Annotated in this window: 24 protein-coding genes and 1 pseudogene; 14 read left to right on the top strand and 11 right to left on the bottom strand. The window is 60.1% G+C overall.

From position 1 onward, the window contains the following. Positions 1 to 6: 6 nt before the first annotated feature. The 11 genes from hutI (at position 7) to PMI30_RS28710 (ending at position 13,587) form a co-directional block, all read left to right on the top strand. The gene (hutI, locus tag PMI30_RS28660; protein WP_008005090.1) at positions 7 to 1,212 is read left to right on the top strand and encodes an imidazolonepropionase; all 1,206 of its coding nucleotides are present in this window, start codon (positions 7 to 9) and stop codon (positions 1,210 to 1,212) included. 10 nt (positions 1,213 to 1,222) lie between these two features. After that, on the top strand, positions 1,223 to 2,026 hold the full coding sequence (gene hutG / locus PMI30_RS28665) for an N-formylglutamate deformylase (RefSeq protein ID WP_008005088.1): 804 nt from the start codon (positions 1,223 to 1,225) through the stop codon (positions 2,024 to 2,026). 321 nt (positions 2,027 to 2,347) lie between these two features. After that, positions 2,348 to 3,295 (top strand): choline ABC transporter substrate-binding protein, encoded by a 948-nt coding sequence (locus tag PMI30_RS28670; RefSeq protein WP_032834664.1) that lies wholly within the window; start codon positions 2,348 to 2,350, stop codon positions 3,293 to 3,295. A 207-nt stretch (positions 3,296 to 3,502) separates the two neighbouring features. Then, positions 3,503 to 4,423, top strand: a complete 921-nt coding sequence (locus PMI30_RS28675) for an alpha/beta hydrolase (RefSeq protein ID WP_008005084.1) — start codon at positions 3,503 to 3,505, stop codon at positions 4,421 to 4,423. 115 nt (positions 4,424 to 4,538) lie between these two features. Next, entirely contained in the window at positions 4,539 to 5,510 is a 972-nt protein-coding gene (pip, locus tag PMI30_RS28680; RefSeq protein ID WP_008005083.1) for a prolyl aminopeptidase, read from the top strand. Further along, positions 5,507 to 5,944 carry a D-aminoacyl-tRNA deacylase gene (gene dtd / locus PMI30_RS28685; RefSeq protein ID WP_008005080.1) on the top strand — a complete coding sequence of 146 codons (438 nt, stop codon included), beginning with the start codon at positions 5,507 to 5,509 and terminating at the stop codon, positions 5,942 to 5,944. Before pip ends, dtd begins: the two co-directional genes overlap by 4 nt. A gap of 321 nt (positions 5,945 to 6,265) precedes the next feature. Then, positions 6,266 to 8,071, top strand: coding sequence for a glucan biosynthesis protein G (locus PMI30_RS28690; protein ID WP_008005077.1), 1,806 nt, complete (start codon positions 6,266 to 6,268; stop codon positions 8,069 to 8,071). Beyond that, positions 8,064 to 10,634 (top strand): glucans biosynthesis glucosyltransferase MdoH, encoded by a 2,571-nt coding sequence (gene mdoH, locus PMI30_RS28695; RefSeq protein ID WP_008005075.1) that lies wholly within the window; start codon positions 8,064 to 8,066, stop codon positions 10,632 to 10,634. The genes PMI30_RS28690 and mdoH overlap by 8 nt, the downstream gene beginning before the upstream one ends. Positions 10,635 to 10,955: 321 nt before the next feature. After that, positions 10,956 to 11,753: a transporter substrate-binding domain-containing protein gene (locus tag PMI30_RS28700; RefSeq protein ID WP_008005073.1), complete on the top strand. Its 798-nt coding sequence runs from the start codon at positions 10,956 to 10,958 to the stop codon at positions 11,751 to 11,753. Between the two features lie 147 nt (positions 11,754 to 11,900). Further along, positions 11,901 to 12,860 (top strand): amino acid ABC transporter permease, encoded by a 960-nt coding sequence (locus tag PMI30_RS28705; protein WP_008005070.1) that lies wholly within the window; start codon positions 11,901 to 11,903, stop codon positions 12,858 to 12,860. Beyond that, positions 12,853 to 13,587 carry an amino acid ABC transporter ATP-binding protein gene (locus PMI30_RS28710; RefSeq protein ID WP_007899285.1) on the top strand — a complete coding sequence of 245 codons (735 nt, stop codon included), beginning with the start codon at positions 12,853 to 12,855 and terminating at the stop codon, positions 13,585 to 13,587. Before PMI30_RS28705 ends, PMI30_RS28710 begins: the two co-directional genes overlap by 8 nt. Positions 13,588 to 13,743: 156 nt before the next feature. On the opposite strand, the gene PMI30_RS32010 is transcribed toward PMI30_RS28710, so the two are convergent. From PMI30_RS32010 to ubiE, 11 genes and pseudogenes are all read right to left on the bottom strand, one after another. Beyond that, positions 13,744 to 14,457, bottom strand: coding sequence for a methyl-accepting chemotaxis protein (locus PMI30_RS32010; RefSeq protein WP_409999800.1), 714 nt, complete (start codon positions 14,455 to 14,457; stop codon positions 13,744 to 13,746). 144 nt (positions 14,458 to 14,601) lie between these two features. Next, positions 14,602 to 15,660: pseudogene (locus tag PMI30_RS32005) on the bottom strand (methyl-accepting chemotaxis protein); the annotation flags it as partial. 260 nt (positions 15,661 to 15,920) lie between these two features. Beyond that, on the bottom strand, positions 15,921 to 16,628 hold the full coding sequence (locus PMI30_RS28720; RefSeq protein WP_008005066.1) for a 16S rRNA (uracil(1498)-N(3))-methyltransferase: 708 nt from the start codon (positions 16,626 to 16,628) through the stop codon (positions 15,921 to 15,923). After that, positions 16,625 to 17,419, bottom strand: a complete 795-nt coding sequence (gene tatC / locus PMI30_RS28725; protein ID WP_007899282.1) for a twin-arginine translocase subunit TatC — start codon at positions 17,417 to 17,419, stop codon at positions 16,625 to 16,627. Before tatC ends, PMI30_RS28720 begins: the two co-directional genes overlap by 4 nt. After that, positions 17,416 to 17,853 (bottom strand): Sec-independent protein translocase protein TatB, encoded by a 438-nt coding sequence (gene tatB, locus PMI30_RS28730; RefSeq protein WP_008005063.1) that lies wholly within the window; start codon positions 17,851 to 17,853, stop codon positions 17,416 to 17,418. Before tatB ends, tatC begins: the two co-directional genes overlap by 4 nt. A 10-nt stretch (positions 17,854 to 17,863) precedes the next feature. Continuing rightward, the gene (locus tag PMI30_RS28735) at positions 17,864 to 18,136 is read right to left on the bottom strand and encodes a twin-arginine translocase TatA/TatE family subunit (protein WP_008005062.1); all 273 of its coding nucleotides are present in this window, start codon (positions 18,134 to 18,136) and stop codon (positions 17,864 to 17,866) included. A 24-nt stretch (positions 18,137 to 18,160) separates the two neighbouring features. Continuing rightward, positions 18,161 to 18,493, bottom strand: coding sequence for a phosphoribosyl-ATP diphosphatase (locus PMI30_RS28740; protein WP_007899279.1), 333 nt, complete (start codon positions 18,491 to 18,493; stop codon positions 18,161 to 18,163). Further along, positions 18,486 to 18,887: a phosphoribosyl-AMP cyclohydrolase gene (hisI, locus tag PMI30_RS28745; protein ID WP_007909357.1), complete on the bottom strand. Its 402-nt coding sequence runs from the start codon at positions 18,885 to 18,887 to the stop codon at positions 18,486 to 18,488. The genes PMI30_RS28740 and hisI overlap by 8 nt, the downstream gene beginning before the upstream one ends. A gap of 90 nt (positions 18,888 to 18,977) precedes the next feature. Then, the gene (gene ubiB, locus PMI30_RS28750; protein ID WP_008005060.1) at positions 18,978 to 20,582 is read right to left on the bottom strand and encodes a ubiquinone biosynthesis regulatory protein kinase UbiB; all 1,605 of its coding nucleotides are present in this window, start codon (positions 20,580 to 20,582) and stop codon (positions 18,978 to 18,980) included. Beyond that, positions 20,579 to 21,202, bottom strand: a complete 624-nt coding sequence (locus PMI30_RS28755) for a ubiquinone biosynthesis accessory factor UbiJ (protein WP_008005059.1) — start codon at positions 21,200 to 21,202, stop codon at positions 20,579 to 20,581. Before PMI30_RS28755 ends, ubiB begins: the two co-directional genes overlap by 4 nt. After that, positions 21,202 to 21,972 carry a bifunctional demethylmenaquinone methyltransferase/2-methoxy-6-polyprenyl-1,4-benzoquinol methylase UbiE gene (gene ubiE / locus PMI30_RS28760; RefSeq protein WP_008005057.1) on the bottom strand — a complete coding sequence of 257 codons (771 nt, stop codon included), beginning with the start codon at positions 21,970 to 21,972 and terminating at the stop codon, positions 21,202 to 21,204. Before ubiE ends, PMI30_RS28755 begins: the two co-directional genes overlap by 1 nt. A gap of 155 nt (positions 21,973 to 22,127) precedes the next feature. Here ubiE and PMI30_RS28765 point away from each other — a divergent pair, with 155 nt between their 5' ends. From PMI30_RS28765 to PMI30_RS28775, 3 genes are all read left to right on the top strand, one after another. After that, positions 22,128 to 22,403 (top strand): polyhydroxyalkanoic acid system family protein, encoded by a 276-nt coding sequence (locus PMI30_RS28765; RefSeq protein ID WP_007899268.1) that lies wholly within the window; start codon positions 22,128 to 22,130, stop codon positions 22,401 to 22,403. Between the two features lie 245 nt (positions 22,404 to 22,648). Beyond that, complete coding sequence (locus PMI30_RS28770) at positions 22,649 to 23,071, top strand: phasin family protein (RefSeq protein WP_007899266.1); 423 nt, start codon at positions 22,649 to 22,651, stop codon at positions 23,069 to 23,071. Between the two features lie 10 nt (positions 23,072 to 23,081). After that, the gene (locus PMI30_RS28775; protein ID WP_008005055.1) at positions 23,082 to 23,882 is read left to right on the top strand and encodes a phasin family protein; all 801 of its coding nucleotides are present in this window, start codon (positions 23,082 to 23,084) and stop codon (positions 23,880 to 23,882) included. Positions 23,883 to 23,944: the final 62 nt, after the last annotated feature.

Raw genomic sequence — 23,944 nt, 5'->3', positions numbered from 1 at the left:
GCCAGGATGAAAACGCTCTGGCAACACTGCCACGTTGCAACCATGGCGCAAGGCGCCTACTCGATCATCGAGGATGCGGCCATCGTGACGTCCGGTGCGCACATTGAGTGGATTGGTCCGCGCGGCGAACTGCCGCCGGGCGAATACCCGGCGGTCAATGACCTGAACGGGGCTTGGGTGACACCGGGCCTGATCGACTGCCACACCCATACGGTGTTCGGCGGTAACCGCAGCGGCGAGTTCGAGCAGCGTCTGCAAGGCGTCAGCTACGCGGAAATTGCAGCGGCGGGCGGCGGTATCGCCAGCACCGTGCGCGCCACCCGAGCTGCCAGCGAAGACGAGTTGTTCGCCAGCGCCGCCAAGCGTCTGAAAAGCCTGATGCGCGATGGCGTCACCAGCATCGAAATCAAGTCCGGTTATGGCCTGGACCTGGCTAACGAACGCAAGATGCTTCGGGTCGTTCGTCGTCTCAGCGCCGAACTGCCGGTCAGCGTGCGCAGCACCTGCCTGGCGGCCCACGCCTTGCCGCCGGAATACACAGACCGCGCCGATGCCTACATCGATCACATCTGCACTGAAATGCTCCCGGCCCTGGCTGCCGAAGGGCTGGTGGATGCAGTGGACGCTTTCTGTGAATACCTGGGGTTTTCGCCGGAGCAGGTCGAACGGGTTTTCGTCGCCGCGCAGAACCTCGGTTTGCCGGTGAAGCTGCATGCCGAGCAATTGTCGTCGCTGCACGGTTCGAGCCTGGCGGCGCGTTATCACGCCCTGTCCGCCGATCATCTGGAGTTCATGACCGAAGATGACGCCATTGCCATGGCCAAATCGGGCACCGTCGCGGTATTGCTGCCCGGCGCGTTCTACTTCCTGCGGGAAACCCAATTGCCGCCGATGGAAGCCCTGCGCAAACACGGCGTAAAAATCGCCATCGCCAGCGACCTCAACCCAGGCACATCGCCGGCGCTGTCGTTGCGCTTGATGCTGAACATGGCCTGCACCTGTTTGCGCATGACCCCGGAAGAGGCCCTGGCTGGCGCAACGATTCATGCCGCCACCGCGCTGGGCATGGCCGAGACTCATGGTTCGCTGGAAGCCGGCAAAGTCGCAGACTTCGTCGCCTGGCAGATTGATCGACCAGCCGACCTGTCGTACTGGCTGGGCGGCGACCTGGAAAAACGCGTCGTGCGTCACGGCGTCGAAACAAGCGTTTAGGAGAGCAGTTGTGGATAAGGTTCTGAACTTCAAACAAGGCCGCGTGCCGCTGCTGATCAGCATGCCCCACGCCGGCCTGCGCCTGACCCCGGCGGTCGAAGCCGGGTTGATTCCCGACGCGAAAAGCCTGCCGGACACCGACTGGCACATCCCCAGGCTTTACGAATTCGCTGCCGAGCTGGGCGCCAGCACGCTGGCCGCCGAGTACTCGCGATTTGTCATCGACCTGAACCGACCGTCCGATGACAAGCCTTTATATGTCGGCGCCACCACTGGTTTGTACCCAGCGACATTGTTCGACGGTATTCCATTGTTCCGTGAGGGTATGGAGCCCTCGGCCACAGAACGCGCGACTTATCTGGAACAGATCTGGACACCGTACCATCGCACCTTGCAGGAAGAGCTGGCGCGACTGAAAGCCGAATTCGGCTACGCGCTGCTGTTCGATGCACACTCGATCCGCTCGATCATCCCGCACCTGTTCGACGGCAAGCTGCCGGACTTCAACCTCGGCACCTTCAACGGCGCCAGTTGCGATCCACAATTGGCCAGCCAACTGGAAGCCATCTGCGCACGGCACGGCGATTACAGCCATGTGCTGAACGGTCGTTTCAAGGGCGGGCACATCACTCGGCACTACGGCAACCCGGCCGAGAACATCCATGCTGTGCAACTGGAGTTGGGTCAGTGCACGTACATGGAAGAGTTCGAGCCGTTCCGGTATCGCCCGGATTTGGCGGCGCCGACGCAGGTGGTGCTCAGGGAATTGCTGCAAGGGTTATTGGCGTGGGGCGAAAAGCACTACAGCGCATAACCCTGTGGGAGCGAGATTTTGTGGCGAGGGAGCTTGCTCCCGCTCGGCGGCGAAGCCGTCGTAAACCCGGCTGGTCGGGCGTATCTGATAAAACTCGGTTGAATGGTTTGGGGGCTGCTTCGCAACCCAGCGGGAGCAAGCTCCCTCGCCACAGATTGGTGTTCGCCTTGATAACGCATCAGGACAGTCGCCACCGTGCAAATCTCGGTCGCTACAGTTCGCTTTCAGCCTCTCGACGCTGCGTAATGTTCTGGGCACGGTGCATGAAGACACCGACCCCTGACAATAATCTGCCGCGCGAGAAAGCTCCCTATGACAAGCATCAAAGGTTTGTTCACCCGCTGTCTCTCAATCCTCTGTGGCACTGCTCTTCTGAGCACCAGCGTTTTCGCCAACGACCCCGCTTCCTGCAAGACCGTACGCATGGGCGTGGTCAACTGGACCGACGTCATCGCCACCAGCGGCATGGCTGACGTATTGCTCAACGGCCTCGGCTACGAAAGCAAACAAACCAGTGCCGTGCAGCAAATCATCTTCGCCGGCATCCGCGACAAACGCCTCGATATCTTCCTCGGTTACTGGAAACCGGCGATGGATAAAAACATCGCGCCGTTCGTGGCCGCCAATCAAGTGAAGGTCATGGACAAACCGAGCCTCTCGGATGCCCAGGCGACCCTTGCCGTGCCTGACTATGTTGCGGCTGCCGGCCTGAAAACGTTCGCCGACATCGCCAGATTCAAGGATCAGCTCGGCGCCAAGATCTACGGCATCGAGCCGGGCAGCGGTGCCAACACCACGATAAAAACCATGATCGAGACCAATCAATTTGGCTTGAAGGACTTCAAACTGATCGAGTCCGGTGAGGCCGGCATGCTTGCCGCCGTTCAGCGGGCGGTCAATCGCAAGGAGTTTGTGGTGTTCGTCGGCTGGACCCCGCATCCGATGAACATCAACATGAACATCGCTTACCTGACCGGCAGCGAAGACGTCTACGGTCCGAACGAGGGAGCGGCGACTGTTTCCACCGTGACCGCGCCGGACTATGCCGAGCGTTGCCCGAACGTGAACCGCCTGCTGGAAAACCTGACCTTTACCGCGGCTCAGGAAAGTCAGTTGATGGTGCCGATCATGGAGCGCAAGACGCCGCAGGATGTCGCCAGGCAATGGCTGCGAGATCATCCTGAAGATCTTCAGCGCTGGCTGGCGGGTGTCAGCAGTGTTGATGGCAAGGATGGCGTGGCAACCGTTCGGGCCAGTTTGAAGAACTGATCACCATTTTTCGGAAAGTACGCTGTCTGTGGCGAGGGAGCTTGCTCCCGTTCGGCGGCACAGCCGTCGTAAACCCGGCTGGTCGGGCGTATCTAATAAAACTGGGTTGAGTGGTTTGGGGGCTGCTACGCAGCCCAGCGGGAGCAAGCTCCCTCGCCACAGAACTGAGTTCCAATCCCTAACCGTTGACTGACCGGCTGCAGGCTCATGGCTTTTTACCCTCTCTCTGAACACATGGCGGCTTTCGTCGAGAAAACCCTCAGCTTCAACAGCACCGACAGCAGTCTCACCGGTTTGCGTCAGGCCTACAGCGAGATGTGCCAGGCGTTTACCCCGCCCCGTCCCGCGGGGCTTGAGGTGATCGATTTCGAGTTGGCTGGAGTGGCGGTGCGCGCCTGGCAACCGCGGGTCAAACCAACGACCAGCGGTTGGCCGTGCATTGTGTACCTGCACGGCGGCGGTTGGGTGGTGGGGGATCTGGATTCTCACGCCTTCATCTGTGCCGAATTGGCATCAGCGCTCGGCGTGCTGGTGATCGCCGTCGATTATCGGTTGGCGCCGGAGCATCCGTTTCCGGCGGCGTTCGATGACTGCTTGAGTGTCTGGCGAGCGCTGCGCACAGGACCGATTCGGCTCGACCCTGCGCGGACCCTGGTGGCAGGCGACAGTGCTGGCGGCAATCTCGCTGCCGCGTTGTGTCTCGCCTTGCGCGATACTGGCGAGCCAGCGCCTTGCGCGCAGGTTCTGATCTATCCGGGCCTGGGCGGTGATCACCGATTGCCGTCGCGCAGCGAATGCGCCGATGCGCCATTGCTCAGCAGCAGCGATCTGGATTGTTATCACGCGTTGTATTTAGGCAGAGCCCGACAACCGGGTGCCTATGCGATGCCCTTGCTCGCCGACGATTTCAGCGGTCTGCCACCGGCGTTGATTGCCGCGGCGCAGTTCGACCCACTGCGCGATGACGGCGTGCTTTACGCCGAGCGACTCAACGCCGCCGGCGTGAGCGCAACGCTTTATTATGGGGAAGGACTGGTTCACGGCTGTTTGCGGGCGCGGGGGCAGGTCGCCGAAGTCGACCGACTCTATGAAACCCTGCTCGGCTATCTGGCTGAGACGACGGGCTGACAAACGCTGACGCTGCAAGGGGCATGCTCATTGAAGTAATTCGGGTTTATGATGCCGGACGGCAGAATAATAGAAGTCCCCCCAGGGATGACCTCGACCCCTTACGGAGCGCGCAATGCAGACTTTGTACCCGCAGATCAAACCCCACGCCCGGCACGATCTGGCCGTCGATAAAACCCACACGCTGTATGTCGACGAAAGCGGTTCGCCAGAAGGTTTGCCGGTGGTGTTCATCCACGGCGGCCCTGGCGCCGGGTGTGATGCCCAGAGCCGTCGGTATTTCGATCCGAACCTGTATCGCATTGTCACCTTCGACCAGCGTGGTTGCGGTCGCTCCACGCCCCACGCCAGCCTGGAAAACAACACCACCTGGGATCTGGTCGCCGACCTCGAGCGGATTCGCAAGCACCTGGGCATCGACAAATGGGTGCTGTTCGGCGGCTCCTGGGGTTCGACCCTGGCCCTGGCCTACGCGCAAACCCATCCGGAACGCGTGCTCGGTTTGATTCTGCGCGGGATTTTTCTCTGTCGTCCCCAGGAAATCGAGTGGTTCTACCAGTGTGGCGCCAGTCGCCTGTTTCCCGATTACTGGCAGGACTACATCGCGCCGATCCCGCAGGATGAACGCCACGACTTGCTCTCGGCGTTCCACAAACGCCTGGTCGGCAACGATCAGATCGCCCAGATGCACGCGGCCAAGGCCTGGTCCATGTGGGAAGGCCGCACCGCCACCTTGCGGCCGAATCCGCTGGTGGTCGACCGCTTCTCCGAGCCTCAGCGTGCGTTGTCCATCGCCCGTATCGAGTGCCACTACTTCACCAACAATGCTTTCCTCGAGCCGAACCAACTGATTCGAGACATGGACAAGATCGCCCACCTGCCCGGCGTCATCGTCCATGGTCGTTACGACGTGATCTGTCCGCTGGACAACGCCTGGGAACTGCATCAGGCCTGGCCGAACAGCGAATTGCAGGTGATTCGCGACGCCGGCCATGCGGCGTCCGAATCGGGTATCACCGATGCCTTGGTACGCGCCGCTGATCTGATGGCCCGCCGTATGCTCAACTTGTCGCCTGACGAAGCATGAAGGGCTTGCTGCAACGCGTGCGTGGCGCGCGAGTCGAAGTTGCGGGAGAGGTGGTTGGGGCGATAGATCAGGGCTTGCTGGTGCTGGTGGCGGTCGGGCCCGACGATACGCGGGCCAGCGCCGACAAACTTCTGCATAAACTGCTTAACTATCGAGTATTCAGCGACGCCGAGGGCAAGATGAATCTGTCCTTGGCGGACGTAGACGGTGGGTTGCTGTTGGTCTCACAGTTCACCCTGGCCGCCGACACCAAAAACGGGTTGCGCCCCAGTTTTTCGACTGCGGCTCCTCCGGCTTTGGGCGAAGAGTTGTTCGACTATCTATTGGGCAAAGCGAAACAGGTGCATGGCACTGTGGCATCAGGTAGATTCGGCGCGGATATGCAGGTGCACCTGGTCAATGATGGCCCGGTAACCTTCCTGTTACAGACGTGAAAGCGCTTGAAACATCTTTTTAAGTGCATTTCGACTGAAAACGGGAGCTTTTCCCGATAAATACTTGGTTCCCCCTGATGCGTTGTAACGCGGCCTACTAGATAATCGCGCGCTACGGGGATCGGCGTTCGTTGGTCCGTTTTGACTTAGGTAGAGACTTGTCCGGGACCTGTTGGGGAATCATTTTGCCCCATAGGAGTCGGAACAATGCTCGCCAACTTGGCAAGAGTCGTTCGCAGGGTCGGTTTTTTTCCACCGCACACCGTGCTGGCACTTTAACTGGCCGTTGGTTTTTTGATCTGTTTTCGGCGAGGGTTGCTCGTGATTGTTAGTCCCTGTAATGCACCAAAATTGTCTGCCAAACGGTTTCGAAGCGCTCTGGTAGCAGGCTCTGCACTGCTCTGCCTGTTCAGCGCCGGCCAACTTTGGGCATTCAATCTGGATGACGTATCGGTCAAGGCAAAAGAGCTGGCCGGGCAAAAATACGAAGCCCCGCGCAGTAACCTGCCGAATGAATTTCGCGAGATGAAATTCGCGGACTATCAAAAAATTCGGTTCCTCACTGAAAAGGCCGAATGGGCGAACCAGAAAACCCCATTCAAGCTGTCGTTCTATCACCAGGGTATGCACTTCGATACGCCGGTGAAAATCAACGAAATCACGGCCAACACCGTCGAAGAGATCAAATACGACCCAAGTCGTTTCGATTTCGGCGACGTGAAGTTCGATCCTAAAGCCACCGAACAGCTGGGTTATGCCGGTTTCCGTGTGCTGTACCCGATCAACAAGGCCGACAAGCAAGACGAAATCATGACCATGCTCGGCGCGAGTTATTTCCGCGTCATCGGCAAGGGGCAAACCTACGGGCTGTCCGCTCGCGGCATGGCCATTGATACCGCGTTGCCATCCGGCGAAGAGTTCCCGCGCTTCACCGAGTTCTGGATTCAACAGCCCAAACCGGGCGACAAGCACCTGGTGATCTTCGCCCTGCTGGATTCGCCGCGTGCCACCGGTGCCTATCGCCTGACCGTGCGTCCGGGCAGCGACACGGTCGTCGACGTCAAGGCCAAGATGTTCCTGCGTGACAAGGTCACCAAGCTCGGCGTTGCGCCGCTGACCAGCATGTTCCTGTTCGGCGCCAACCAGCCGTCGAAAGTGCTGAACTACCGTCGCGAGCTGCACGATTCCAGCGGCCTGTCGATCCATGCCGGCAACGGCGAATGGATCTGGCGCCCACTGAACAATCCGAAACACCTGGCGGTGAGCAACTTCTCGATCGAGAACCCGCGCGGTTTCGGCTTGCTGCAACGTGGCCGTGACTTCAGTCACTACGAAGACCTCGATGACCGCTACGACAAGCGCCCAAGTGCCTGGATCGAACCGAAAGGCGATTGGGGCAAAGGCTCCGTCGATCTGGTAGAGATTCCTACGGCCGACGAAACCAACGACAATATCGTCGCTTTCTGGAGTCCGGAAAAACTGCCTGAGCCTGGCCAGTCCCTGGACGTTGCCTACCGCATGCACTGGACTCTCGACGAAGCCTCCCTGCATTCGCCGGACAGCGCCTGGGTTCAACAGACCCTGCGTTCCACGGGTGACGTCAAGCAGTCGAACCTGATTCGTCAGCCGGATGGCAGCGTGGCCTATCTGGTGGATTTCCAGGGCCCGTCCCTGCAAGTGCTGCCGGAAGATGCTGAAGTGCGCAGCCAGGTGAGCGTTGGCGACAACGCAGAACTGGTCGAGAACAGCGTCCGCTACAACCCTGAAACCAAGGGCTGGCGCCTGACTTTGCGGATGAAGATCAAGGATCCGGGCAAGGCCACCGAAATGCGCGCTGCGCTGGTCAAGACCATCACGCCTGCCGAGGCACTCAAGACCGCGGCACCAGCGTCCAGTTCTTCCGTTGCCAAGGCCGACAAGATCGCCGCCCGACAGCAAGAGAAGAAGGACAAGGAAGCCAAGCAGGCTGAAGCACAAGCCCAGCAAGTCAAGGACACCAAGGACAAGGACAACAAAGACGCCAAGCAGCCTGTCGCTGCCGAAGCGGCCCCAGCCACAACGGAATCGGCACCGACTGAACAAGTCCTGACCGAGACCTGGAGCTATCAGTTGCCCGCCGATGAGTAATTCACACGTACAGCCACAAACGCTTGCCGAGTACCTGGCGCATTTGCCGATGAGCGACGAGCAGCGCGCGGAACTCGCGGGCTGCAAGTCTTTCAGTGAACTGCACGAACGTCTGTCGTCCTCGACGTTCGACGCGCCGACCGAGGCTGCTCAAGCCTCGGTCGGCCGGCGCCTGACCCTGAACTCCGCCGAAGAACTGGCGGACGCGGAAATGCTGGTGCTCGACGCCAGTGGCCGGGTTTGCCTGAAGGCAACCCCACCGATCCGTCGGACCAAAGTCGTGCCGGAGCCGTGGCGCACCAATATTCTGGTGCGTGGCTGGCGTCGGCTGACCGGTCGCACCAATCCGCCAGCACCGCCGAAAGATGAGAACGTGCTGCCGGCAGCTCGCTGGCGCACCGTCGGTTCGATCCGCCGCTACATCCTTCTGGTGCTGATGCTCGGTCAGACGATCGTCGCTGGCTGGTACATGAAAGGCATCATGCCGTACCAGGGTTGGTCGTTCGTCGATCTTGAAGAAGTCCTGCATCAACCTCTGAGCCAAACCGCCACGCAAGTGCTGCCATATGCCTTGCAAACCAGCATTCTGATTATGTTCGGGATTCTGTTCTGCTGGGTTTCGGCCGGTTTCTGGACTGCGCTGATGGGCTTCCTCGAGTTGATCACCGGCCGCGACAAGTACCGCATTTCCGGTGCCAGTGCCGGCGACGAGCCGATCGCCAAGGACGCACGCACCGCACTGGTGATGCCGATCTGCAACGAAGACGTGCCGCGGGTGTTCGCCGGTTTGCGGGCGACCTTCGAATCGGTGGCGGCCTCGGGTAACCTGGATCGCTTCGACTTTTTCGTACTCAGCGACAGTAACGACGCCGATATCTGCGTTGCCGAGCAACAGGCCTGGCTGGATGTCTGCCGTGAAGCCAAGGGCTTCGGCAAAATCTTCTATCGTCGCCGTCGCCGCCGCGTAAAACGTAAAAGCGGCAACCTCGACGATTTCTGCCGTCGTTGGGGCGGTGACTACAAGTACATGGTCGTGCTCGACGCCGACAGCGTGATGAGCGGCGAATGCCTGAGCAGTCTGGTGCGCCTGATGGAAGCCACGCCGGACGCCGGGATCATCCAGACCGCGCCGCGTGCGTCGGGCATGGACACCCTTTATGCGCGTATGCAGCAGTTCGCCACGCGTGTGTACGGTCCGCTGTTCACTGCCGGTCTGCACTTCTGGCAGTTGGGCGAATCCCACTACTGGGGTCACAACGCGATTATCCGCATGAAGCCGTTCATCGAGCACTGCGCCCTGGCGCCGTTGCCCGGTAAAGGCGCGTTTGCCGGTGCGATTCTGTCCCACGACTTCGTCGAAGCTGCGCTGATGCGCCGTGCCGGCTGGGGCGTGTGGATTGCCTACGACTTGCCGGGCAGCTACGAAGAACTACCGCCGAACCTGCTGGACGAACTCAAGCGTGACCGTCGCTGGTGCCACGGTAACCTGATGAACTTCCGGCTGTTCCTGGTAAAAGGCATGCACCCGGTGCACCGTGCGGTGTTCCTCACCGGCGTGATGTCGTACCTGTCTGCGCCGTTGTGGTTCTTGTTCCTGGTGTTGTCGACGGCCTTGCTGGCGGTCAACACGTTGATGGAGCCGCAATACTTCCTGGAACCGCGCCAGCTCTATCCACTGTGGCCACAATGGCAGCCGGACAAGGCAATTGCGTTGTTCTCGACGACCATCGTGCTGCTGTTCCTGCCGAAGTTGCTGAGCATCATCCTGATCTGGGCCAAGGGCGCGAAAGAGTTCGGTGGCAAGTTCAAGGTGACGCTGTCGATGCTGCTGGAGATGTTGTTCTCCATGCTGCTGGCGCCGGTACGGATGATCTTCCACACCCGTTTCGTACTCGCCGCGTTCCTCGGCTGGGCCGCGACCTGGAACTCGCCACAACGTGACGATGATTCGACGCCATGGAGCGAAGCGGTCAAACGCCACGGTCCGCAAACCTTGCTGGGCTTCTTCTGGGCACTGTTGGTGATCTGGCTGAACCCGAGCTTCCTCTGGTGGCTGGTGCCAATTGTCGGTTCGCTGATGCTGTCGATCCCGGTATCGGTGATCTCCAGCCGTGTCGGCCTGGGTCTCAAGTCTCGGGACGAAAGCCTGTTCCTGATCCCTGAGGAATACAATCCGCCACAGGCGTTGCTGGCAACCGACCAGTACACCCACGAAAACCGTTGGCATGCGCTGAACGACGGCTTCGTCCGGGCAGTGGTCGATCCACAGCAGAACGCCTTGGCGTGCGCGCTGGCGACATCCCGTCACCGTCAGGCCGAGCCAATCGAATGGCTGCGTATCGAGCGGGTTCGCCATGCGATGAAGGTCGGGCCTGCCGGGCTGACCAACGAGGAGCGCGTGGCCCTGCTGAGCGATCCGGTGGCGCTGGGTCGCCTGCATGAGCAGGTCTGGAGCGAAGGCCATGCCGAGTGGCTGCAAGCCTGGCGCACATCGGTGGATGCCGATCCCCATGCGCCGCTGTTGCCGCTCAAGCCTGTGAGCGTGCAGCCTCAGTTGGCATAACGAAAAACCCCGCGAAAGCGGGGTTTTTTTTGGTGCGCCCAGCATGATCGTTCCCACGCTCTGCGTGGGAATGCCTCAACGGACGCTCCGCGTTCGGCTTTAGATGGGACGCGGAGCGTCCCGGGCTGCATTCCCACGCAGAGCGTGGGAACGATCAACAAAACAACAAATCCCGCGTAACCCCTTGTGCAAACGAACGAGTGCGTTAGCATCCGTCCCCGAATTGGGCGCCCGGACAACTTTCTGTTCGTATCTGCCGGTTTTTTCAGGGAAACCGGTAGTTTGCGTGCCTCACAACGCGATGGTTTTGGGGACTTGATGATGAAGAAGTATCTCTCGATGCTGCTGGTCGGCGTCACGGCATTGGTTGCAGTCAACGCGGCGCAGGCCGGTGCCATCGATGACGCGGTCAAGCGCGGCACGCTGAAGGTCGGCATGGACCCGACCTACATGCCGTTCGAAATGACCAACAAGCGCGGCGAGATCATCGGCTTCGAAGTCGACATCCTCAAAGCCATGACCAAAGCCATGGGCGTCAAGCTGGAGCTGGTGTCCACCGGCTACGATGGCATCATCCCGGCCCTGCTGACCGACAAGTTCGACATGATCGGCAGCGGTATGACCCTGACCCAGGAGCGCAACCTGCGCCTGAACTTCAGCGAACCGTTCATCGTGGTCGGCCAGACGCTGCTGATCCGCAAAGAGCTGGAAGGCACCATCAAGTCCTATAAAGACTTGAATACCGCCGATTACCGCATCACCTCCAAGCTCGGCACCACCGGCGAGATGGTCGCCAAAAAACTCATTTCCAAAGCCAAGTACCACGGCTACGACAACGAGCAGGAAGCGGTGCTCGACGTGGTCAACGGCAAGGCCGACGCCTTCATCTACGACGCGCCTTACAACGTTGTGGCGGTGAACAAGGTCGGTAACGGCAAACTGGTGTTCCTCGACAAGCCGTTCACCTACGAGCCGCTGGCTTTCGGCCTGAAGAAGGGTGATTACGACAGCATCAACTTCATCAACAACTTCCTGCACCAGATCCACGAAGACGGCACCTACGATCGCATCCATGACAAGTGGTTCAAGGACACTGCCTGGATTAAGGACATGGAATAAGGCTCGGTCAGTTAGACCGCGCCGCTCCCATCGCCAGCAGGCTGGCTCCCACAGGGGATTTGTGTACGCCACAGATCCAGTGTGGGAGCCAGCCTGCTGGCGATGACGGCCTTCCTGGCGATACAACTTTCGGATTTTGCTAAACCCATGAAACATAAAAAAGCCCAATGGCCGTGGCACGTGTTGACCGTGCTGGTGCTGATCGGCCTGGCTGGCGCGTTGTATTACGCCACCTCGCTGATGTCCTACGAATGGCGCTGGAATCGCGTGCCGCAGTACTTCGCCTACCACGCCGAAGAATCCCAGCGTGCGGCAGACATATCCACTGTCAGCGAACTGGTGCGCAAGGGCGATAAAGCCGAAGTCACCCTGCGCAATGATGCCGGGGACGAGCAGCACCTGACGGTCGACGACAACAGCCTGCAAGTCGCTCAAGGCGATGATGTGGCCGAAGGCGACGTGATTGGTGTAACTCGCCATTGGGCCGCAGGACCACTGATGTGGGGGCTCTGGACCACCTTGTGGTTGTCCATGGTGTCTGGTGTGCTTGGCCTGCTGATCGGCCTTGTCACCGGCCTCTGCCGTCTGTCGAACAACCCGACCCTTCGTGACCTCTCGACGATCTACGTCGAACTGGTGCGCGGTACGCCGCTGCTGGTACAGATTTTCATTTTCTACTTCTTCATCGGCACCGTGATGAACCTCTCCCGGGAGTTCGCCGGGATCGCCGCGCTGTCGCTGTTCACCGGTGCCTATGTGGCGGAGATCATCCGTTCCGGCGTGCAATCGATTGCACGCGGCCAGAACGAAGCCGCACGTTCGCTGGGTCTGAGTGCCGGCCAGTCGATGCGCCACGTGGTGCTGCCGCAAGCGTTCAAACGCGTTCTGCCGCCGCTGGCCGGGCAATTCATCAGTCTGGTCAAGGACACCTCACTGGTGTCGGTGATTGCGATTACCGAGCTGCTGAAAAGCGGTCGTGAAGTTATCACCACCTCGTTCTCGCCGTTCGAAATCCTGTTCTGCGTGGCCGGGCTGTACCTGTTGATCAACCTGCCGCTGTCGAAAATCGCCAGCCGGCTTGAGCGGAGGCTCGCGCAAAGTGATTGAAGTCCGCGACCTGGTAAAAGTCTTCGACACCCGTGGCCAAGTGGTTCGCGCGGTGGATAACGTCACCACCCAGGTGGCCAAGGGCGAAGTGCTGGTGGTGATCGGCCCGTCCGGTTCCGGCAAGTCGACCTTCCTCCGTTGCCTGAATGGCCTGGAAGAGTTCGACTCGGGCTCGGTGAGCATTGACGGTTTGCAATTGGCCGACCCGAAAACCGACGTCAACGCCTATCGCCGCGAAGTCGGCATGGTGTTCCAGCATTTCAACCTGTTCCCGCACATGACCGTGCTGGAAAACCTCTGCCTGGCGCAGAAAGTCGTGCGCAAGCGTGGCAAGAAGGAGCGCGAGGCCAAGGCGCTGGCGTTGTTGGAAAAGGTCGGTATCGCGCAGAAGGCCAACGAATTTCCGTCACGCCTGTCCGGTGGTCAGCAACAGCGTGTGGCTATCGCCCGGGCATTGGCGATGGAGCCGAAGGTCATGCTGTTCGATGAGCCGACTTCGGCGCTCGACCCGGAAATGGTCGGTGAAGTGCTGGATGTGATGAAAACCCTGGCCGTGGAAGGCATGACCATGGTCTGCGTCACCCATGAAATGGGCTTCGCTCGGGAAGTGGCGGATCGGGTGCTGTTCTTCGATCACGGCAAACTGCTGGAAGACGCCTCACCGGCCGAATTCTTCGATGCGCCGAAGGATCCGCGGGCGCAGGCATTTTTGCGGCAGGTTCTCTGACGGCGGCGACCTTACTACCGCCATCGCGGGCAAGCCCGCTCCCACAGGAGTAGCGTGTTGAACACATTACCTGTGAACAACAGAGATCCTTGTGGGAGCGGGCTTGCCCGCGATGGCATCACCTCGGTCCCAAGCGACTGAGGTCATTGAATCGCCTTAAACCTTGAACCGCCCCACCAGCATCTGCAAATGCGTCCCCAACCGCGCCAGCTCGACGCTGGAGGCCGCGGTTTCTTCGCTGGCGGCCGAGGTCTGCTCGGACACATCACGCACGTTCAGTACGCTGCGGTTGATCTCTTCGGCCACCGCGCTCTGTTGCTCGGCAGCGGCGGCGATCTGCTGGTTCATCGACTGGATTGCCGACACGGTGCGGGTGATGCTTTCCAGCGAGCTGCCGGCGCGGCGGGTCAGTTCGACGCTGCTGTCGGTCAGGCTGCGGCTGTTGTCCATGATGGTCGCGACTTGCTGAGTGCCGGTTTGCAGGCCGACGATCAACTCTTCGATTTCTTCGGTGGACTTCTGGGTGCGCTGGGCCAGGCTGCGGACTTCGTCAGCGACCACCGCAAAACCGCGCCCGGCTTCACCGGCGCGGGCGGCTTCGATGGCGGCGTTGAGCGCCAGCAGGTTGGTTTGCTGGGCCACGGACTTGATCACGTCGAGCACGCTGCCGATCTTGTCGCTTTCGCGTTTCAGATGCCCCATGGCTTCGGTGGAGTTACCGACTTCGGTCGCCAGGCGTTCGATCTGGGCGATGGCTTCGCCAACCACCTTGTCACCCTCGCGGGCCTGCTGGTCGGCGGCAACGGCGGCTTCGGACGCTTCTTCGGCGTTGCGCGCGACTTCCTGCACGGTGGCAGTCATTTCGTGCATGGCGGTGGCCACCTGATCGGTCTCGACCTTCTGGCTGTTGACCCCGGCGCTGGTCTGCTCGGTGACGGCGGACAGCTCTTCAGCGGCGCTGGCGATTTGGGTCACGCCATCGCTGATGCCACCGATCAATTCTCGCAGGCCCAGGGTCATGCTCTGCATGGCGCGTTGTAGCTGACCCAGTTCGTCCTGACGTTCGGAGATGAGATTGTGAGTCAGGTCACCCGCGGCGACACGCTCGGCCACTTTGAGGGTCTGGCTCAGAGGAATGACGATCTGGCGAGTGATGGCCCAGGCCGCGAACAAACCAAAGGCCGACGCCAGGACCGTAGCCATCAGCAGCAAGTTCTTGGCATGCGCTGTGTCGGTGTCACGTACGACAGTTTGCGAGGCGGTGAGCTTTTTGCTGGTGTCGAACAGAATGTCGCCTTGCGCGCTCATACGCTTGAAGGCTGCGGCGCTGGCGACTTGGGAGTCGCGGAACTGGCTGACGGCCGCGCGATAGGCTTTGAGTGAGTCGGTCGCCTGTTGCAGGTTGGCGATGTGTTGTTCCGGCAGTTGAGACGGCAGGCTTTCGAGGTTTTTCAGGGCGTTGCCGATGGCGTCCAGCGCCGGCTGCTCAGCCTCGGGCTTGCCGCTGTAGGTGTAGCCGCGGACCTGGAAACGCGCTTGCTGGATCAGCTTGCTCAGGTCGACCACGCTGTTGAACTGAGCGACGCTGTCGCCTTGCAGCAGGGATTTTTCGACTTCAGCGACCCGGGCTACGGCGTTATCGGCGGTGGCGCCCAGTTTGCTGCGAGCATCTTCACGGGTGACGGTGGCCTGAGTCATATCAGCGAAGGCGCGTTTGTACTCGCTGACCGCAGCCAATTGCTGGTCGATCATGGCTACGTCGGCAGGCTGCTCTATCAGGGTGCGAGCGGTTTTCAGGCCGGTATCGAGTTGGCCGATCAGCTCGTTGACGGCGCCCGGGCCTTGTTCGCCACGGCGCATGTCGTAATCCAGGCGGGCGAGGCGCAGGTCTTTGGTCAGCTCATTGAGGCTGGAAATAAACCCAAGCGTATCGCCACGACTGATCACACCGCTCAGACCGGTCCAGCCGGTGAAGGTGATCAATAAGGTCAGAAGCAGCACCAGACCGAAGCCGACACCCAGTTTGCGATTGACGCTTACATTTCCCAGTTTCTCGGCCAGCCATCGGTACATGCTGCTACTCCCTCGGACCATTAATCGGTTTTATGGAGACTGTATCGGCAGGTAGACGAGATTCTGTAGGCGCGGCGCAATGCTCGGGCGGCGAGGGGGTTGCCCTAATGTTAAGAAATTTGAGCGACGAAGATCCTGTAGGAGCGAGGCTTGCCCGCGAAGAATGCACCGCGGTTTTTCAGGCATGACGCGTCATCGTTCTTCGCGGGCAAGCCTCGCTCCTACAGGTTGCCCCGTCGCCACAGGTGTGATGTTTGATTTTAAAACAGGCGTGAGAGTAGCGCGGTGACGGCGGTTTCAACCCGCAGGATGCGGTCGCCAAGTTGCACCGGTTGCAGGCCGGCCTTGCCCAGCAAGTCGATTTCGTAGGGAATCCAGCCGCCTTCGGGGCCGATGGCCAGGGTCACGGGTTCGTCCAGGCCACGAGGGCAGGGCGGGTAGTTGCCGGGATGGCCGACCAGGCCGAGGGTGCCTTCGGTAATGGCCGGCAGACGGTCTTCGACAAAAGGCTTGAAGCGCTTCTCGATGACCACCTCCGGCAACACGCTGTCCCGGGCCTGTTCAAGACCCAGGATCAACTGCTCGCGAATCGCCTCGGGTTCCAGGAACGGGGTTTGCCAGAAGCTCTTCTCGACGCGATAGCTGTTCACCAGCACGATGCGCGGCACACCCATGGCGGCCACGGTCTGAAACACTCGGCGGAGCATTTTCGGTCGCGGCAGCGCCAGCACCAAAGTCAGTGGCAGCTTGGCCGGTGGCGGCTGGTCGAGGGTGACGCGCAACTCGGCTTCATCGGCGTCCAGGCGCAGCAACTCGGCCGAGCCCATCAAGCCGCCGATACGCCCGACCCGCAGGCTGTCGCCAACCACCGAGCGATGGACTTCCTGCATGTGAGTCAACCGGCGATCGCGCAGGATCGCCCGGTCGGCCGCAATGAAGTCGGCCTCCTCCAGAAGCAGCAGGTTCACGCTTGGGTCGCTGGCGGCTGGTCGTTGTGATCGTCAGCCGGTTGGTCGTCCGGATGCTCGCCACGCTTGCTGATCAGGCTGCCGAACAGGATGCCGATTTCGAACAGCAACCACATCGGTACAGCCAACAGCGTCTGCGAGAAGATGTCCGGCGGCGTCAGAATCATGCCGACCACGAAGCAGCCGATGATCACGTACGGGCGGATTTTCTTCAGGTAGGCGACGTTGACCACGCCGATCCACACCAGCAGCACCACTGCTACCGGAATCTCGAACGCCACGCCGAAGGCGAAGAACAGCGTCATGACGAAATCGAGGTAGCTGGTAATGTCGGTCATCATTTCCACGCCGGCCGGGGTGGCGGCGGCGAAGAACTTGAAGATCAGCGGGAACACCAGGAAATAGGCGAAGGCCATGCCGGTGTAGAACAGCAGAATGCTGGACACCAGCAACGGCACCGCGATGCGCTTCTCATGCTTGTACAGGCCTGGCGCGATGAAGCCCCAGATCTGGTGCAGGATCACCGGGATCGCCAGGAACAGCGAGACCATCATCGTCAGCTTCAGCGGCGTCAGGAACGGCGACGACACGTCGGTGGCGATCATCGTCGCGCCGGCCGGCAGGTACTGGCGCAGCGGCGTGGAGACGAAGGTGTAGATCTGCTGGGTGAAGGCGAACAGCCCGGCAAAAATGATGAACACTGCCACGACACAACGTAGCAGGCGAGTGCGCAACTCGGTGAGGTGCGAAACCAGCGGCATGTGCTGGTCGTTTTCGGGGAGATCGCTCATGGGGCTCGCGGCGGCAAAGTGGTGTCGTGAGGCGCCGGTATTGTCGGCGCGGCGGCAGGAGCAACAGGTTCTACTGGAGTTGCAGGTGCAGGTGCAGGTTCAGCGGCTGCAACCGCCGGCATAACCTCAGCCGCCGGCGCATGAATCGTCTGCGTCGCTACAGGTTCTACCGGCGTCGGCTCCTGCTGAGTCGGCGTGAAGATCTTCCGCGCCTCCTGCTCCAGTGACAGAATGTGCTCGTTGTGCAATTGCCGGCGAATCTCGTCGGCACCGATTTCACGTTCAACTTCCTGTTTGATCGCGTTGAAGCTGCGCTTCAACCGCCCGACCCACAGGCCGGCGGTGCGCGCAGCACCCGGCAGACGCTCGGGACCCAGCACCAGCAGGGCCACGAGGCCGACGAGCAGCAGTTCAGAGAAGCTGATACCAAACATTAGTCAGTGCTCACACGTCTTTGCGGATCGGCTCTTCGACTTTTTGCGCCTGCACATCGATGGTGTGCGGCTGGTTCACCGAGGCCTGTGGCTGAACCGGCGGTACCGGTTGGGACGGCGTCGCGGTCGGATCGGCCGGTTTTTCGTCGTCGTTCATGGCTTTTTTGAAGCCCTTGATCGACTCGCCCACGTCAGTGCCGAGGTTTTTCAGTTTCTTGGTGCCGAACACCAGCACCACGACAACCAGGATGACGATCCAGTGTTTCCAGTCAAAAATGCCCATGTTGCGTTCCTCTCTAATAGTTGTTCAGGCGGACGGTCGAGAGGCTTTCTCGGCATGTCCGGACAGACCGAAGCGACGGTCCAGTTCATCGAGCACAGCCTGTGGATGCTGCCCCAGTTGGGCGAGCATGACCATGCTGTGGAACCACAAATCGGCGGTCTCGTAGATCACATCGCTGCAGTCACCGCTGATGGCGGCATCCTTGGCGGCAATAATGGTTTCGACCGACTCTTCGCCGACTTTTTCCAGAATCTTGTTCAAGCCCTTGTGGTACAGGCTGGCGACATACGAGCTGTCGGCGGCGGCGCCTTTGCGCTCTTCCAGCACCTGAGCCAGACGGGTCAAAGTGTCACTCATGTTTGTGTCCTGCGGAATAGATAGCGTGCGGATCTTTAAGCACCGGGTCGACGGTTTTCCAGTCGCCGTTCTCGAAGACGCGGTAGAAGCAGCTCTGACGGCCGGTATGGCAGGCGATGTCGCCGATCTGCTCAACCATCAGGATGATCACGTCAGCGTCACAGTCCAGGCGCATCTCATGCAGGGTTTGCACATGGCCGGACTCTTCGCCCTTGCGCCACAGCTTGCCACGGGAACGTGACCAGTAAATGGCACGGTTCTCGGCAGCGGTCAATTCCAGTGCTTCGCGGTTCATCCAGGCCATCATCAGGACGCGTCCGGTCTTGTGATCCTGGGCAATCGCCGGCACCAGGCCATCGGCGTCCCACTTGATCTCGTCCAGCCAGTTTTTCATCTTCGACTCCGACGCGGGCTCTACTTCAATAGTTGAGGCCAATGTTCAAATTCAGCGTTGAAACAGTGTGCCAGCGTGCGGCGCGACTGGCTATCGGCGAACGACCAGATACAAGCCGACCGCCACCATGATTCCGGCGGGCCAATGCCCCAATTCGTTCAGCGGGCCACCGGCGGCGAGTATCGTGCCACCCGCCAGGTGAGCGGTGCCGAGCAACCGCAGGAACCAGTCGTCCTTGCGCTTGTGCCAAGGGGGCGGCGGGTCGTTGGCGTGGGGCTGAGACATACGCTCGAGCAGGTCGCGGGCCATGTTGGCCAGGTGCGGGATCTGCTCGAACTGGCTCTGCACGTTGCCGATCAAGGCTTTGGGGCTGACGCGCTCGCGCATCCAGCGTTCGAGGAACGGCTGGGCGGTGTTCCACAGGTCGAGGTCCGGGTACAACTGACGGCCCAGGCCTTCGATGTTCAGCAGGGTTTTTTGCAGCAATACCAACTGCGGCTGCACTTCCATGTTGAAGCGTCGCGCGGTCTGGAACAGGCGCATCAGCACCTGACCGAAGGAAATATCTTTTAACGGTTTTTCGAAGATCGGCTCGCACACCGTGCGGATCGCCGCTTCGAATTCGTTGAGTTTGGTTTCCGCCGGCACCCAGCCCGAATCGATGTGCAACTGCGCGACACGCCGGTAATCACGCTTGAAGAACGCGAACAGGTTGCGCGCCAGATAGTCCTGGTCTTCCGGGGTCAGGCTGCCGACGATGCCGCAGTCGATCGCAATGTACTGCGGGCTCCACGGTTGCACGGTGCTGACGAAAATGTTGCCGGGGTGCATGTCGGCGTGGAAGAAGCTGTCGCGGAACACTTGGGTGAAGAAGATCTCCACGCCACGCTCGGCGAGCATTTTCATGTCGGTGCGCTGGTCGGCCAGGGTCGCGAGGTCGGTGACCTGAATCCCGTAGATGCGCTCCATCACCAGCACTTTCGGGCGGCACCAGTCCCAATAGACTTGCGGCACATACAGCAGCGGCGAACCTTCGAAATTGCGCTTCAGCTGGCTGGCGTTAGCCGCCTCGCGCAGCAGGTCGAGTTCGTCGTAGATGGTTTTTTCGTAGTCGCTGACCACGTCCACCGGGTGCAGCAAGCGGGCGTCGGCCGAGAGCTTTTCCGCGGCGCGGGCGAGGATGAACAGCCACGCCAGGTCCTGGGCAATGATCGGTTTCAGGCCCGGGCGGATCACTTTGACCACCACTTCTTCGCCGGTTTTCAGCTGCGCGGCATGCACCTGCGCCACCGAGGCCGAGGCCAGCGGTTCGACGTCGAAACGGCTGAAGACTTCACTGATTTTTTTGCCAAGCTGCTCTTCGATCAGCCGGATCGATACTTGCGAGTCGAACGGCGGTACGCGGTCCTGCAGCTTCATCAGTTCATCGGCGATGTCTTCGGGCAGCAGGTCGCGGCGCGTCGAAAGAATCTGGCCGAACTTGATGAAAATCGGCCCCAGGTCCTGCAATGCCAGGCGCAGTCGCGCGCCCCGGCTCAGGTCCAGCGTCTTGCGCGGAAACCAGCGCCACGGCAAGGCATAGCGCAGCGCCAGCAAAAACCAGGGCAGTGGCAGGGCGAACAGCAAGTCATCGAGGCGGTAGCGAATCACAACGCGCTGGATGCGCAACAAACGGCGGACGGCAAGCAGCTTCATGCGTTATCGCTTGGGTCGAGGGATCGGGAAAGGCGCTCGAAACGCGCCTCGAGACGTTCCAGATCGAGCTTGATCTGGTCCAGTTCATTAAAACGGGCGTCAGCTTCGCGCTGACCGACGAGGGCGCGCGATTCTTCGGCCAGGTATTCGCCCAGGTTCTGGTTCAGACTGGCGAACCCTTGCTGATACCAGCGTGCACGACTGCGCAGGTGACCGCCGACCAGTTGCGTGGCCACAGGTCCCAGCCAGCGCGAGAGTTCGTACTCCCAGTCCAGTTCGAGGTCCTGAAGGATCGCCGCCAGTTCCAGCAGCACGCCGCTGTCGCCATCGAGTTCGACTTCCGGGGCATGCAGAATCGAAGTCTTGTCCTTGCTCGTTGCCAGTTTCAGCAGGCTTGAGGCCGGTGCGCGCAAGGTGCAGTCGGCACCGCTTTCCCACTGGGAGGCGAGCATCAGGCCTTCATCGCTGGGCAGGATGAACACTTGCAGTGCCGGGCTGCGGCAGTCGACGGCAATCACCTTGCCACTCAAATGCGCCAGCCGTGGCAGGGCCGTGCTGTCGAGACGCAGCACCCGGTTCAGGCCGAGCTCAACGCTGGCGAGCAGGCCGGCCAGCAACATCAGGGTTTGATGCCACGGTGCAGGGCGACGATGCCTGCGGTCATGTTGTGATAGGTCACGCGGTCGAAACCGGCCTCGACCATCATCGACTTCAGGGTTTCCTGATTCGGGTGCATGCGGATCGATTCGGCCAGGTAGCGATAGCTTTCCGAATCATTGGTGATCAGCTTGCCCATCAATGGCATGAAGGCGAACGAGTAGGCGTCGTAGGCTTTGGACATCAGCGCGTTGGTCGGTTTGGAGAATTCCAGCACCAGCAAACGGCCGCCCGGTTTCAGCACGCGCAACATCGAGCGCAGGGCGTCTTCTTTGTGCGTCACGTTGCGCAGGCCGAACGCGATGGTCACGCAATCGAAATGGTTGTCCGGGAACGGCAGCTTTTCAGCATCGGCCTGGACGAATTCGACGTTGCCGGACACACCCAGATCCAGCAGGCGGTCACGACCGACCTTGAGCATGGATTCGTTGATGTCGGCCAACACTACCTGGCCCGTCGGTCCCACAAGATGCGAGAACTTGCGGGTCAGGTCGCCCGTGCCGCCGGCGATGTCCAGCACGCGGTTACCGGTGCGCACGCCCGACAGCTCAATCGCGAAACGCTTCCACAGACGGTGCATGCCGCCCGACAGGAGGTCGTTCATCAGGTCATACTTGGCGGCTACCGAGTGGAAAACCTCAGCGACTTTTTCCGCTTTCTGGCTTTCCGGAACGTTTTTGAAGCCGAAGTGAGTGGTGGGTTCGGCATCGCTGCCTTTGCGCTGATCAGTCATATCGCTGTCACCAAAAGAGAATGCGGGACATTCTAATCCCGGTGGCCTGCTTTGTCTTGGCAAGGCTGAAGGTAAGATAGGCAACTACCGGGACGTTTTGACGCATGCAGGGTCAAGATGTCTTGAGCAAGTCACGATAAAGCAGGAGTCATTCGATGGCCCGTATTAGTGTTGAGCGTGCCCACGGCCTGGGTAAGGAAGCGGCCCGCGAGAAGGCCGACAAGTTGGCGCAGAAACTGTCCGAACAATATGGCCTGGAGCCGCAGTGGTCCGGCGACACCCTGAACCTCAGACGCTCGGGTGTAAAAGGGGCGGTGTATGTGGGTGAGGACTCGATCAAGGTCGATGTCGAACTGGGCCTGTTGATGTCCGCCATGAGCGGCACCATCAAATCGGAAATCGAAAGAGCCCTGGATAAAGCCTTGGCGTAATCCGGTCGTTGTATGGAATACGATTAATGTGGGAGCGGGCTTGCTCGCGAATGCGGTGTGTCAGTCGACATCAATGCTGAATGACACACCGCATTCGCGAGCAAACCCGCTCCCACAGGTTCGGTGGCGTACCTGCTTTTTTATGTCACTTGTTAGGGTGCCGTTTCTAATTATTCTCACTACTTTGTGCCTGAGCCCGACTCTCTGCGGGCAGTTCCTCGACCCTTCTGCGCGTGAGGTGCACCATGGCCAAAGTTATTTTGAAGAAAAAAGTCGACGTTGAGACTAACGCCCTGGGCGACGTCAAATCGTATGCCCGCAAGATCTGGCTCGCTGGCCTGGGTGCTTACACCAAGGTCGGCCAAGAGGGTAGCGAGTACGTTCAAGAGCTGATCAAGGCTGGTCAAGCTGTTGAAAAGAAAGGCAAAAAAGTAGTCACTGAAAAACTTGAAGCGGCCAATGCCGAGATCGATGAAGCCAAGAGTGAAGTGAGCACTTTCAAAGGCAAAGTTGAACTTCAACTCGACAAAGTCGAAAGGGCTTTCGATACACGTATCGCAAGTGCCTTGAATCGTATCGGTATTCCGTCTAAACATGACGTTGAGACACTCTCTGCTAAGCTCGATGAGCTGACGGCATTGCTCGAACGTGTCGCGCGTAAATCTTAAGGAGAACGGGATGGCTGGTAAAAAGAATACTGAAAAAGAAGGCAGCTCGTGGATCGGGAAGGTCGAAGACTACTCTCGCAAGATCTGGCTGGCTGGTTTAGGCGTGTACTCGAAGATTGACACTGACGGCAGCAAGCTCTTCGATACATTGGTTAAGGACGGCGAGAAAGCCGAGAAGCTCACCAAGAGCGCTGTCGGCAAGAAAGTCGATGCCGCCAAGGACTCCGCTTCGTCGGCCAAGTCGCGCATCAGCGGCGTGAAAGATCGTGCACTGGGCAAATGGGATGAGCTGGAAGGGGCTTTCGACAAGCGTCTGAACAGCGCCATTTCGCGCCTGGGTGTACCGAGCCGCAATGAGGTCAAGGCACTGCACAGCAAGGTCGATACCCTGACCAAGCAAATCGAAAAACTCACCGGTGCCAAGGTTGCGCCTGTTGCGGCGAAAACCGCGGCGGCCAAACCAGCGGCCAAAAGCGTAGCCAAACCATTGGCCAAGGCTGCCGCTAAACCGGCAACCAAAACTGCCGCGGCGAAACCCGCAGCCAAAGCGGCCGCAAAACCAGCCGCAAAACCGGCGGCCAAACCTGCAGCTAAAACCGCAGCAGCCAAACCCGCCGTTGCGAAAAAGCCAGCAGCCAAGAAGCCTGTAGTGAAAAAAACGGCCGCCCCGAAAGCGGCTGCACCGAAACCAGTAGTGGCTGCTGCCAAGCCGGTAACCCCGGTAAGCACGGCGAACTCCGCGACTGCTCCGACACCTGCTGTAACCCCGACTGCTGCGCCGGCTCCATCGACGCCAACCAGTCAGTCCTGATTCCTGCGGGACACACAAAAACGCCCGGCCTGCGAAGGTCGGGCGTTTTTGTTGTGCGCCCA

It is taken from the genome of Pseudomonas sp. GM50, assembly GCF_000282375.1.
In the GTDB taxonomy this organism is placed as follows: domain Bacteria; phylum Pseudomonadota; class Gammaproteobacteria; order Pseudomonadales; family Pseudomonadaceae; genus Aquipseudomonas.
Note: the sequence above shows the minus strand (reverse complement) of the source record. Positions and strands in the feature narration are given on the sequence as shown.

Excerpts from the sequence above, each read along its gene's own strand:
- PMI30_RS28755 (WP_008005059.1), bottom strand. The coding sequence starts at position 21,202 with ATGTTGCTGGCCGGCCTGCTCGCCAGCGTTGAGCTCGGCCTGAACCGG.
- PMI30_RS28765 (WP_007899268.1), top strand. The coding sequence starts at position 22,128 with ATGGCCCGTATTAGTGTTGAGCGTGCCCACGGCCTGGGTAAGGAAGCG.
- ubiB (WP_008005060.1), bottom strand. The coding sequence starts at position 20,582 with ATGAAGCTGCTTGCCGTCCGCCGTTTGTTGCGCATCCAGCGCGTTGTG.
- mdoH (WP_008005075.1), top strand. The coding sequence starts at position 8,064 with ATGAGTAATTCACACGTACAGCCACAAACGCTTGCCGAGTACCTGGCG.
- PMI30_RS28735 (WP_008005062.1), bottom strand. The coding sequence starts at position 18,136 with ATGGGCATTTTTGACTGGAAACACTGGATCGTCATCCTGGTTGTCGTG.
- tatB (WP_008005063.1), bottom strand. The coding sequence starts at position 17,853 with ATGTTTGGTATCAGCTTCTCTGAACTGCTGCTCGTCGGCCTCGTGGCC.
- PMI30_RS28705 (WP_008005070.1), top strand. The coding sequence starts at position 11,901 with ATGAAACATAAAAAAGCCCAATGGCCGTGGCACGTGTTGACCGTGCTG.
- PMI30_RS28770 (WP_007899266.1), top strand. The coding sequence starts at position 22,649 with ATGGCCAAAGTTATTTTGAAGAAAAAAGTCGACGTTGAGACTAACGCC.
- hutI (WP_008005090.1), top strand. The coding sequence starts at position 7 with ATGAAAACGCTCTGGCAACACTGCCACGTTGCAACCATGGCGCAAGGC.
- pip (WP_008005083.1), top strand. The coding sequence starts at position 4,539 with ATGCAGACTTTGTACCCGCAGATCAAACCCCACGCCCGGCACGATCTG.
- PMI30_RS28675 (WP_008005084.1), top strand. The coding sequence starts at position 3,503 with ATGGCTTTTTACCCTCTCTCTGAACACATGGCGGCTTTCGTCGAGAAA.
- dtd (WP_008005080.1), top strand. The coding sequence starts at position 5,507 with ATGAAGGGCTTGCTGCAACGCGTGCGTGGCGCGCGAGTCGAAGTTGCG.
- PMI30_RS28700 (WP_008005073.1), top strand. The coding sequence starts at position 10,956 with ATGAAGAAGTATCTCTCGATGCTGCTGGTCGGCGTCACGGCATTGGTT.
- PMI30_RS28740 (WP_007899279.1), bottom strand. The coding sequence starts at position 18,493 with ATGAGTGACACTTTGACCCGTCTGGCTCAGGTGCTGGAAGAGCGCAAA.
- PMI30_RS32010 (WP_409999800.1), bottom strand. The coding sequence starts at position 14,457 with ATGCACGAAATGACTGCCACCGTGCAGGAAGTCGCGCGCAACGCCGAA.
- ubiE (WP_008005057.1), bottom strand. The coding sequence starts at position 21,972 with ATGACTGATCAGCGCAAAGGCAGCGATGCCGAACCCACCACTCACTTC.
- tatC (WP_007899282.1), bottom strand. The coding sequence starts at position 17,419 with ATGAGCGATCTCCCCGAAAACGACCAGCACATGCCGCTGGTTTCGCAC.
- PMI30_RS28775 (WP_008005055.1), top strand. The coding sequence starts at position 23,082 with ATGGCTGGTAAAAAGAATACTGAAAAAGAAGGCAGCTCGTGGATCGGG.
- hisI (WP_007909357.1), bottom strand. The coding sequence starts at position 18,887 with ATGAAAAACTGGCTGGACGAGATCAAGTGGGACGCCGATGGCCTGGTG.